General features: G+C 66.3%; 10 protein-coding genes and 1 pseudogene. 3 read left to right on the plus strand and 8 right to left on the minus strand.

What is annotated here, in order from left to right; genetic code table 11:
* The 3 genes and pseudogenes from ACE3SN_RS14235 to ACE3SN_RS14245 form a co-directional block, all read right to left on the minus strand.
* Positions 1-380 (minus strand): annotated as a pseudogene (locus ACE3SN_RS14235) (cobaltochelatase subunit CobT); the annotation flags it as partial.
* 50 nt (positions 381-430) lie between these two features.
* The gene (gene fsa / locus ACE3SN_RS14240; RefSeq protein ID WP_374531102.1) at positions 431-1,081 is read right to left on the minus strand and encodes a fructose-6-phosphate aldolase; all 651 of its coding nucleotides are present in this window, start codon (positions 1,079-1,081) and stop codon (positions 431-433) included.
* Positions 1,082-1,158: 77 nt separating this feature from the next.
* On the minus strand, positions 1,159-1,842 hold the full coding sequence (locus ACE3SN_RS14245) for a DUF4197 domain-containing protein (protein ID WP_374531104.1): 684 nt from the start codon (positions 1,840-1,842) through the stop codon (positions 1,159-1,161).
* Positions 1,843-1,908: 66 nt separating this feature from the next.
* Between ACE3SN_RS14245 and ACE3SN_RS14250 the strand changes: the two genes are divergently transcribed.
* A complete protein-coding gene (locus ACE3SN_RS14250; protein WP_374531106.1) occupies positions 1,909-4,074 on the plus strand; it encodes a primosomal protein N' in 2,166 nt (721 codons plus the stop codon).
* Positions 4,075-4,173: 99 nt separating this feature from the next.
* Positions 4,174-5,685 (plus strand): hypothetical protein, encoded by a 1,512-nt coding sequence (locus tag ACE3SN_RS14255; RefSeq protein ID WP_374531108.1) that lies wholly within the window; start codon positions 4,174-4,176, stop codon positions 5,683-5,685.
* Here ACE3SN_RS14255 and ACE3SN_RS14260 read toward each other — a convergent pair.
* The 5 genes from ACE3SN_RS14260 to ACE3SN_RS14280 form a co-directional block, all read right to left on the minus strand.
* Positions 5,682-6,185, minus strand: coding sequence for a ferritin family protein (locus ACE3SN_RS14260; protein WP_374531109.1), 504 nt, complete (start codon positions 6,183-6,185; stop codon positions 5,682-5,684). The two genes, ACE3SN_RS14255 and ACE3SN_RS14260, sit on opposite strands and share 4 nt — an antisense overlap.
* Before the next feature lie 32 nt (positions 6,186-6,217).
* A complete protein-coding gene (locus ACE3SN_RS14265) occupies positions 6,218-7,063 on the minus strand; it encodes a lysostaphin resistance A-like protein (protein WP_374531111.1) in 846 nt (281 codons plus the stop codon).
* A 121-nt stretch (positions 7,064-7,184) separates the two neighbouring features.
* The gene (locus tag ACE3SN_RS14270; protein ID WP_374531113.1) at positions 7,185-8,204 is read right to left on the minus strand and encodes a bifunctional transcriptional activator/DNA repair enzyme AdaA; all 1,020 of its coding nucleotides are present in this window, start codon (positions 8,202-8,204) and stop codon (positions 7,185-7,187) included.
* Positions 8,201-8,680 carry a DUF1203 domain-containing protein gene (locus ACE3SN_RS14275; protein WP_374531115.1) on the minus strand — a complete coding sequence of 160 codons (480 nt, stop codon included), beginning with the start codon at positions 8,678-8,680 and terminating at the stop codon, positions 8,201-8,203. The genes ACE3SN_RS14270 and ACE3SN_RS14275 overlap by 4 nt, the downstream gene beginning before the upstream one ends.
* A gap of 81 nt (positions 8,681-8,761) precedes the next feature.
* Positions 8,762-9,409, minus strand: coding sequence for a hypothetical protein (locus tag ACE3SN_RS14280; RefSeq protein WP_374531117.1), 648 nt, complete (start codon positions 9,407-9,409; stop codon positions 8,762-8,764).
* Between the two features lie 104 nt (positions 9,410-9,513).
* On the opposite strand from ACE3SN_RS14280, the gene ACE3SN_RS14285 reads away from it, so the two are divergent.
* Positions 9,514-10,270: S1C family serine protease (locus tag ACE3SN_RS14285; RefSeq protein WP_374531119.1), on the plus strand; the 757-nt coding region annotated here is incomplete at its 3' end.

Consider the following 10,270-nt stretch of genomic DNA (forward strand, 5'->3'; position numbering starts at 1 on the left):
TCGCCGCCGATCCGCACCAACTGTGCCGCGTCAAGGTTCGCGCGCACCCCGGCATAGGCATTGGCACCCAGCGCTTCGTAACGCACCTGCTCGACCGCGTCATAGCAGGCCCGCGCGGTGGGCTCTGCCGGGGCGTTCTTGGCGTGCAGCTGGTCACTGTGGTGGCGCAGGCGCAGCGCGAAACTGTCGGCAAAACCGCGCGCTTCCATCGCCTGTTCGCGCGGCAGGGCGCGGCCCGGCATCGGGATGCGCAGGTTCTTGCCGTTGGCGATAGGCGTATCGGCGGTCCACGCCAGCTCCACCTCGGGCTCATGCGCGATCGCCCGGCTGGTGCCGGTCAGGACGCTCTTGAAGCGATCGAGGGGGGATTCGTCTGCCAACTGGGTCTGCCTGCTTAGATTGATGCGCCTGCTTAGATCGATGTGCCTCTTTAGATCGACTGGCCGGTCTTGGCCCAGTCAGCCAGGAAGCCTTCGATGCCCTTGTCGGTCAGCACGTGCTTGAACAGTCCCTTGATGACGGCGGGCGGCGCGGTCATCACGTCGGCGCCGATCTTGGCGGCTTCGAGCACGTGGATGCCGTGGCGCACCGAGGCGACAAGGATTTCGGTCACGTAGTCGTAGTTGTCATAGATCATGCGGATGTCGCTGATCAGCTGCATCCCGTCGAAGCCGTTGTCGTCGTGACGGCCAACGAAGGGCGAAACGAAGGTTGCCCCGGCCTTGGCCGCGAGCAGGGCCTGGTTGGCCGAGAAGCACAGCGTGACGTTGACCATCGTGCCATCGCCGGTCAGCGCCTTGCAGGTCTTGAGGCCGTCGATCGTCAGCGGCACCTTGATGCACACATTGTCGGCCAGTTTGCGCAGGATTTCGGCCTCGCGCATCATGCCCTCGTGATCGAGCGCGACCACTTCGGCGCTGACCGGGCCATCGACCAGGGCGCAGATTTCCTTGGTCACTTCCATGAAATCGCGGCCCGACTTCATGATCAGCGAGGGATTGGTGGTGACGCCATCGAGCAGGCCGGTAGCGGCCAGTTCCTTGATTTCGGCGATCTCGGCGGTGTCGGCAAAGAATTTCACGGGTCTTGCTCCTGCGGGGCGATTCCCAGTCGCTATAAGCAACCCGTCCGCATGGGCCTAGCCCTTAAAGCCGTCGGTTACACCGCCTTGAACACCGCAATCAGCAGCGGATCGTGGGTGGCCTCCGGATTGGCGCGGATTTCCGCTTCCTGGCGGCCGATCTCGCCCCAGATCGCATCGTCCACCTCACGCGCCAGCGAGCGGGCGACGCCGTTCACGTCCACCCCGGTCAGCGCGGCGATCGCCTGGCCGACCAGCGGGTCTTCGGCCAGCCGCAGGCCGTCGCCCAGCGCGGGCACCATCACGTCGATCAGGCGGGGCCCCATGTTGGCGCGCAGGTAATCGCTTGCCGCATGCGGGCCGCCCTGCACCAGCGCCAAGGCATTGTCATAACCGATCATGCGGATCGTATCGGCCACCACCGGCGCGGCGCGGCGTGCGCCTTCCTCGGCAATGGTGTTGAGCGCGTGCTGGAGCCGGTCCTTGAACAGCACAGAGGTCAGGATCTGTTGCAACACCGCGCCGCGCCCGTCGAACACCTCGGGCAAGTCGAGCCGCGTGACCTGCCGGTCCCAGAACCCGCCCGGCGCGGTCAGGCGGGCAAAAGCGTTGTCCGCGGCCAGCATCAGCAGACGGCGGATTGCCTCGGTCAGGCTGATGCGCGGACCGGTGGCGCATCCCGCCAGCGACAGGGCCGCCAGCGCGCCGCCGCCTGCCAGAAACGCCCGGCGGCTGCGAAGGTTCCGGATTGCTGCGATCATTGTCCACGCCTCCGACATGTCTGGGGGTGTCGTCCCCGCCTCACCCGCTCCATATAGACCGGCAAGATGAACCGCATCCGACTCCTTGTCTTCAATCCCGTGCTCTCGGTGCTCGACTACCGCCTGCCGCCGCACCTGTCGGTGGAGCCGGGGTCGCTGGTGGTCGCGCCGCTCGGGCCGCGCCAGGTGCTGGGGATCGTATGGGAGCCGGAACGCCTACCCGGCGAGGAAGTGCCCGACGCCAAGCTGCGCCCGATCCTCGAAGTGCTGCCGGTGCGCCCGCTGGCCGCGCCGCTGCGCCGCCTGATCGAATGGTGCGCGGACTATTACGTCGCGCCGATGAACTCGGTTGCGCGGATGGCGCTGGGCAGCATGGCGGCGCTGCGCGGTGGCGGCACGACGACCGAATACCGCCTCTCGGGCCTCGAACCCAAGCGCCTCACCCCGCAGCGCGCCGCCGCGATGGACGCGCTCCACGGCGAACAGGCCAGCATCCGCGAACTGGCGGAATATGCCGGGGTTTCCGAAGGCGTGCTGCGCGGGATGGTGGGCGCGGGGATACTTGAGCCGGTGACCGTTGATCTCGACCGGCCTTACCCCCACGCGCAGGCGGACTTTGCGGTCCCCGAACTGTCAGAGGCGCAGCAGGCGGCCGCCGACACCTTTGTCGCGGCGGTCAAGGCCCGTGTCTTCCAGCCCTTCCTGCTCGACGGGGTAACCGGCTCGGGCAAGACCGAGTGCTATTTCGAGGCGATTGCCGAGGCGATCCGCGAGCAGCGCCAAGTGCTGGTTCTGCTGCCGGAAATTGCCCTCACCGAAAATTTCCTGCGCCGCTTCGAAGCGCGCTTCGGCACGCCGCCGGTGCTGTGGCATTCCAGCCTCAAGGCCAGCGAACGGCGGCGGGCGTGGCGGGCGATCGTCTCGGGCGAGGCGCAAGTGGTGGTCGGCGCGCGCTCGGCCCTGTTCCTGCCCTATGCGCGGCTGGGGCTGATCGTGGTCGACGAAGCCCACGAAGTGTCGTTCAAGCAGGACGACGGGGTGCGCTATAACGCGCGCGATGTCGCCGTGATCCGCGCCCGCTTCGAAGGCATCCCGGTGATCCTTGCCAGTGCCACGCCCGCGCTCGAATCGCTGCAACTGGCCGAGGCCGGGGTTTACCGCAAGATCGACCTGCCCGACCGGTTCGGCGGGGCCAGCCTGCCCGATGTGCAGGTGGTCGATCTGCGCAAGGAAGTGCCCGAACGCGGCCATTGGCTCGCCCCGCGCCTGGTTGCCGAAATGAAGGCACGGCTGGAGCGCGGGGAGCAATCGCTGCTGTTCCTCAACCGCCGCGGCTATGCGCCCCTCACGCTGTGCCGGCACTGCGGCTACCGCTTCCAGTGCCCCAATTGCAGCGCCTGGTTGGTCGAGCACCGGCTCTCGCGCCGCCTTGCGTGCCACCATTGCGGACACGAAGTGCCGGTGCCGGACGCTTGCCCGGAATGCGGCACCGGCGATTGCCTGGTCGCCTGTGGCCCCGGCGTGGAGCGGATCGCCGACGAGGTGACCGAGGTGCTGCCCGAGGCGCGGGTCGCCGTCGTCACTTCCGACACGCTCAATTCACCAGAGAAGATCAGCGAGTTCGTAGCGGCGGCGGAACAGAAGCTGATCGACGTGATCGTCGGCACCCAGCTCGTCACCAAAGGCTATCACTTCCCCGAACTGACGCTGGTCGGCGTGGTCGATGCCGACCTTGGTCTTGAAGGCGGCGATTTGCGCGCGGCCGAGCGGACCTATCAGCAGGTCGCGCAGGTGGCGGGGCGTGCCGGGCGCGGGGAGAAGCCGGGCGAAGTGCTGATCCAGACCCGCCATCCCGAAGCCGCCGTGATCGCCGCCCTCGTCGCCGGGGATCGCGACGCCTTCTACGCCGCTGAGGCCGATGGCCGCCGCGATGCGGGTGCGCCGCCGTTCGGACGCTGGGCCGCGATCATCGTCAGCAGCGAGGACGAGGCCGAAGCCCGCAGCGCCGCCCGCGCGATCGGCGGCGCCGCGCCCAACCTGCCCGATGTGCTGATCCTTGGCCCCGCCCCTGCGCCGCTGGCCCTGCTGCGCGGGCGCTATCGCTATCGCCTGCTGATCAATGCGCGGCGCAGCGCAAAGCTGCAGGATGTGATCCGCGAATGGCTCGGCGCACTCAGCTTTCCGCAGGGCGTTCGGGTCAGCGTCGACATTGACCCGTACAGCTTTGTCTGACCCCGCGCGGGTCAAGGACATAAGAAAGCAACCTTTGGCCGTAACCACAAATCAACCAATTCGGCCGAAGGTCGCGCCCGCAGAGCCCGGGAATCGCGTGTGACAGCCCTCGTAATCAATGGTTTGAATGAAGAAGACTTTCGTCGCTCGGTCGAGAATCGGCTGCGCGAGGGCCGGGTCAATGTGGCGATCGACCGTCTGCGCTCGCTCCTACCGGATTATGCCGGGCCTGGCGGACTGCTTCCCGAACGATTCCTGACCGTCCAGCCCTCCGACCTGATCATCGAAGGCTGGGACGAACTCGGCGATACAATCAAGCGCCGTGACCTGCCGGGGCGGCTGATTACCGGCATCTCGGTTGCGTTCGGCTGGCCCGGCGAAAATCCACCCGCGCCCGATGCAAATGGGTTGCTCAAGCCGTTGGTCGAGGTCAGCTATTACAGCGACAGTTCATTCCCCTTTTCCAAGAGCAGCCGCGAAGACCTGCTCGACGGCTATTCGGCCTATGGCTGCACCTGGCATGGCGATGCCGAAGCGAGCGACAACGCGCTGTCGGTCAGCGGGATCGACGACCTGCACGGCGCGCTTGCCCTGCTCGAAGCGCGCCTGCTGGCCAGCGAAGACCCAGACGAGGACGGCATCCGGGCCGGCTCGCTGGGCGCTTGCCTGCTCTCGGCCCTGCTGGTCCAAGCGGTGACCGACCAGATCGCGCAGAAGGGCCTGCCCCGCCCGGTCTGCGTCATGGCCGGCAGCAATGACGTATATCCCTATTTCGATGCGCCGGTGGCGGGGCTTCCCGAAGATCTCCTCGAAAAGGAAGAGGAGCTTCCCCCGAATATCAACGGTGCCCCGGTGCCGCGCTATTCCAGCTTGCTGGTCACCGGCATCCCGCGCGCGCGCAAGCGGGCCATCCTGGTCCTCGAAGATACTCCGGAAGACGCGGCCGCACGCACCGCGCAGGTGCGGCATCAAGATGCGCCGAATCCCGTCCACGAAACCGCGCAGAGCGAATTCGAACAGGTTCAGCATCCGGTGCTGGACGGCGAAGATTCCGCGCGGCCGCTGCTGGCCTCGAAACCGCTGCGCAAGCCGCACGTCGCTGGCGAAACGCCGAGCCTTGTGGGCCTGTCGCACCACACGCCGCCCCGGTTCGATGATGTGCCAATCATTGTCACGCGGCCTGATCCGCGCCCGGAACCGTTGCCCCAGTCGGCGCAGAGCATGGAGCCGATGCCGGTCGCGCGCCGCACTTTCCCGCCGACGCGCCCAGCATCGCCCGACGCCGCCTTCAACCGGGAAACGCTGGACTCGCCCGCCAGGCCCGTCCCGGCAAGCCCGCCGCCCTTCACGCCCGAACAGGTCGCACCCGGCCCCGATCTTCAGGACCGGCTGCAAAGCCTGCTGGCCAACTATGCCCCGCCCATGGCCGATCCGGCTCCGGCACCCGCGCCTTACGATTCTGCGGAGGCGGAAGCCGAGGCCGAGCCAGCCGCGAGCGAAGTCCGGGACGACGGCGACTATGCGCCTGAGGCGGAACCCGCCGAGGCTGCCGGACTGTTCGCGCGGCTGCGCAGGCTTGCCCTGGCGCCCTTTGCGATCTTCAGGCGTTAAGCTTCCAGCAGCGCAGCCGCCTCCATGAGGCGATTGCCATGATCGGTCTCTTCCTTGCCATTAAGGCGGAACAAGCGCGCGGCTTCGGCATTGGCGGTATTGGCCGCCCAGCCTTCATACAGCGCCTCACCCCCGAACTCGCCCTGGGCAAGCTTCCTGAGGCTTTCCACCGTAACCGGCGGCACGGCCAGCGGACCATCCTGAAGATAGGGGTGATCGGCCGGCTGGGGCGGCGTGAAGTCCTCGCCCGAGATCGCGAGAATGGCTTGGGCCACACGCTCGGCATGGAGGAACTCCTCGCGCCCATTGTAACGGAGCAGTTCGGCGACGGCGGGATTGTCGGTCCCCGTGGCAATCGTGTTGTAAAGTTCGAGCGCGGCGGATTCGGTCAGCACCATCACCTTGAGATCGAGCAGGGTCGGCGCGGTCACGGTGCCGATATGGGCAAAGGCTTCATTAAGCGTGGCAGGCGCGCCTTCCGGCAAGGGCATTACGGCCATGGAACTTCTCCCGAACTTGTTTAACCGAGAGGCTAACTGACCCAGGCGGGGGAGACAAGCCGTCCCTGGGCGATCGCGCGGCGCAGCATCCAGACGCCGCCAAGCGTCGCCACCAGCAGCGTCACGAGTGAGGCTTCCAGGCCAAAGCCGCCCCCGCTCAGCCAGTCCGGCCCGGTATTGCGGGTAATAAGCAGACCGAGCGAGGAATCGTTGCCCGACACGGGGATTGAAAACACCCAGCCCTGGGTAAAGTTCCACGCGGCGTGGATGCCTACAGCCAGCCACAAGCGCCGGGTAAGCAGGAATGCCGCGCCCAGCAGCAGCCCCGCCTCGACTGCGATCGCCATTGCGGCAAACAGGCTGGCGTGCGGGTTGGTAAGGTGCGCCGCGCCAAACAGCAGGGCGGTGATCGCGATTGCCAGCCACGAGCCGAGCAGGGATTCGATATGGCGCAGCAGCACGCCGCGAAACACCGCTTCCTCGAACACTCCGGTATAAACAGCCATCGCGGCGACGCTGAGGAAATTACCCATGCCGCGCAGGCCCTGGATCTCCAGACCGCCCAGCGCGGCGACCAGCAGCGCCGACACGCTGAACAACACCGCCCCCAGCAAGAGCCCCTGCCCCAGTTCGCGCGCCGCGCCGGGCAGGGTGAACTCGGCGTCGTGCCGGCCCTCCAGCCAGCGGCGCAGCGCCTTGTAGGTCAGCACCAGCACCAGGCAGAGCCCGAGCGCTCCAAGGAAGTTGGCCAGCCCTATGGTCGGCACCCCCAGTGCGCGCGCGGCCTTGGTATAGCCAACACCGACGGCGGCGAGCGTAAACACCTCGATCACCAGCAGGATCAGCGGGAAGCGCAGGACCTTGAGGATCAGGGCCACCGCGCGAGGCGGGGCGGACGGCTCAGACTGTATTGCATTGCTCATACACACCCTATTTCCCAACCGCCCGCGGCAGGCAACAGCTTTCTTCAGGCGGGATCGACGGCGGCATGCCCTGCGTTCATTTCTGCTCTTTTTCGAGCAGCTTGCGCTTGATCTCCAGGCCATAGGCATAGCCGCCAAGGCCGCCGCCGGTGGCAATCACCCGGTGGCAGGGAATCAAGACGGCAACATTGTTGGCGCCGTTGGCGCTGCCCGCCGCGCGCACCGCCTTCGGCCGGCCCACGGCGGCAGCAAGCTGGGCATAGGTGCGCGTTTCGCCCGCCGGAATCCGGCGCAGCTCGCGCCAGACCGCTTCCTGAAACGCGGTGCCCTTCACGTCGAGCGGGATATGGGCAAAATCGCCCGGTTGCTCGACAGCGGCCACGACCTGTTCGAGCAGGGCCGAAAACGCTTCCCCGCCCTCGATCAGTTCGGCTGCCGGAAAGCGCTTTTCGAGCGCCTCGCGCCCTTCGCCGAACGACAGGCGGCACACGCCCTTGACCGTCGCCGCGACCAGCATCGCGCCAAGACTGGTGGGGACCACCGCCCATTGGATTACCGCGCCCTTGCCGCCTTTCGCCCAGGCCGAAGCCGTCATTCCCAGTCTCCCTTCATTCGCCGCATAGAACCGTGACGGTCCGGAATAGCCGGCGGCATAAATGGCATCGGTCACCCGGCCCTCCCCGCTCAGCGCCTCGGCTGCACGCTCGGCCATCAGCGCACGGGCATAGGCGGTGGGCGAGAGGCCGGTGTGGCGGGTGAAGACGCGCTGGAAGTGCGCGGGCGAATAGCCGGTTTCCTCGGCCAGGGCGGCCAGCGCCAGCGGCTGCTCCGCCGCCTTGATCGCGGCAATGGCAGCCAGCACGGCACGCTCGTCGCGGCTGACGTCGTCGGGCAGGCAGCGCTTGCAGGCCCGCAGCCCCGCCGCGCGCGCCGCCTCGCCATTGGCGAAGAAGCGCACGTTGGACCTGGCCGGATGGCGGGCCGCGCAGCTTGGGCGGCAATAGATCCCCGTCGTCAGCACCCCGGTGACGAAGCGGCCATCGAACGCCTTGTCGCGCGCCAGAACGGCACTCCAGGCATCGTCTTCGGCAATCATCGGGCCTGCTCCCCATGGCGGTCGATCCGCGCGGCAAAGCAACCGTGCGCGGCGTTATGGGCATGGATATAGGCAATTTCGGGATTGGCCAAAATATCGCGGATCCGCGCCTCGGCCTCGCCCGGCATGGCGAGGCGTGCATCGCGCAGCATCCCGGTCGCATCGAAAGCGCGGAAGGCCAGCGGGCGCCCCTCGAACACCGGCGGCAAGCCGTCGATGTGATCTGCCGCGGCCACGCCTTGCCGGACATAGATCGCATAGGCGCTGCGATAGGGGGTCGCCACATCCTGGCTGGTGTGATGCAGCAGGATCAGCTCCTCACCCTGTCGGGCATCTTCCAGGCTGATCCGGCAGGGATAGCCGCGATCAGCCTGCGCCGTCACGCGGATCGCGCTGCGCGCGGCAAGGGCGGCATCGTCGAGGTCGAACAGGTCGGCGAAGTTTTCCGGTGCAAGGCCGGTAATGCGGTAGGTCATGGCAGGGCTCCTTATTTGGTCGTGAAGCCCGTCTAGAACCACCCCCGCCCTCCGCGCGTCCCGAAGCTTGCGCTCAAAGCCTCACTGCGGCTTGATCGATACGAAGATTTCGCGCGAACGCCGCTTGGCATAGGCGACGTCACCGGCGCCCGGATCGACGTAGTAGTTGACGGCCATGATCTTGCCGCCAGCCGCGCTCATACAGGTAGAGCCAATCACTAGGCCTTCCTTGTCCTCGACCTTAACGGTCAACGAGCCGCCTATGTACGCACAGTCAGCGTCGTACCCCATGTAACCGAAATTCCCCTTGAATTTCACGTTCAGACCGAGATTGTCCTTGTAGCCCGCCTCGATCTCATCCTGCATGTCCTGATCGAACTTGGGAGCATCCTGAGATTCGAGAACCTCCTTCAAAGCATTGACCGCGACTGGCTTGGCAAGCGTTTTGTGCTCAACACCGCGCGGCACCTTGATCAGGACATATTCCCATGTCGCAGGCACTTCCGGGGAGCGATCGCAGGCGTAGAGAGAAACGACCGTGGAGTTGGCCTCGTCCGCACTCGCCATGAGTTCCGCGAAAGTGGTGAGTTTGCCGGTCGGCGCGCAGAGTCCCTCTGGGACGGGCATGGTGAAGGCTTGGTTGCCCACGGTGAATGAGACGCTGCGCTGTTCGACCACTACCACCTGTGCCGCCGCTGCCGCGGCAAACGCAATCATCGCACTCAACATCCAGAATCCCCAATAAAACGAAGTCTTTCAAGTTCAGAATTTTTTCAGATTCAGGTCTTGTCCCACGTCTTGCAGTAAAGCGCGGCGAGCGGCAAGCTTCGCACATGGCTCGACTCTGCAAAACCATCGCCGCGCTGTTTGTCCTGTTCGCCGCCGCTATCACCCCCGTGCGGCTCAGCGCCGATCCGGCCGACATTACCGCCGCATCGCGCAGCGTGGTGCGGGTCGCACTGGTCTGGATCGACGGGAAGGACGCCGGGATCGCCGGGCACGGCTCAGGCTTCGTGGTCGCGCCCGACCTGGTCGTGACCAACGCCCATGTCGTCGCGCCCATGGCCGATGACGATACGATCCATCCGCTGATCATCCCTTCGCAGGGCAAGCGCGGCTGGGCGGCCAAGGTGGTGGCCTATTCACCGAAGAACGACCTGGCACTGCTCAGGATCGAGGGCGGCACCCTGCCGGTCGCCACGCTTTCCCCCGCCGCCGTAACGGATGGCCAGCCGGTCTATGCCGTGGGTTACCCCGGCAGCGTCGACCTGGCGCAGGGGCTGGACGCAGTGGACATGATCACGCCGATCGCCCCGGTGAAAACACAAGGTACGGCGTCGGCTGGGCGGTCATCCAAGAGCTTTGCAACCGTGCTGCACACCGCCTCGATCGCGGCGGGCAACAGCGGCGGACCGCTGATGGACGCGTGCGGCCGGGTGATCGGCGCAAACTCGTTCGGGACAGTGTCCGACGGATCGGACGCGGAATTCTTCTTCGCCGTGGCCATGCCCGAAATCATGCGCTTCCTGCGTGAGAACAACGTCACGCCCAAGGTCAATGCGATGCCGTGCCAGTCGATGGACGATTTCT

This window comes from Novosphingobium sp., assembly GCF_041915465.1.
Taxonomy (GTDB): Bacteria; Pseudomonadota; Alphaproteobacteria; order Sphingomonadales; family Sphingomonadaceae; genus Novosphingobium.

What these genes read in the sequence shown, in the direction of transcription:
- ACE3SN_RS14245 (WP_374531104.1), bottom strand. Translation starts at nt 1,842, where the DNA reads ATGATCGCAGCAATCCGGAACCTTCGCAGCCGCCGGGCGTTTCTGGCA.
- ACE3SN_RS14250 (WP_374531106.1), top strand. Translation starts at nt 1,909, where the DNA reads ATGAACCGCATCCGACTCCTTGTCTTCAATCCCGTGCTCTCGGTGCTC.
- ACE3SN_RS14260 (WP_374531109.1), bottom strand. Translation starts at nt 6,185, where the DNA reads ATGGCCGTAATGCCCTTGCCGGAAGGCGCGCCTGCCACGCTTAATGAA.
- ACE3SN_RS14270 (WP_374531113.1), bottom strand. Translation starts at nt 8,204, where the DNA reads ATGATTGCCGAAGACGATGCCTGGAGTGCCGTTCTGGCGCGCGACAAG.
- ACE3SN_RS14275 (WP_374531115.1), bottom strand. Translation starts at nt 8,680, where the DNA reads ATGACCTACCGCATTACCGGCCTTGCACCGGAAAACTTCGCCGACCTG.
- ACE3SN_RS14280 (WP_374531117.1), bottom strand. Translation starts at nt 9,409, where the DNA reads ATGTTGAGTGCGATGATTGCGTTTGCCGCGGCAGCGGCGGCACAGGTG.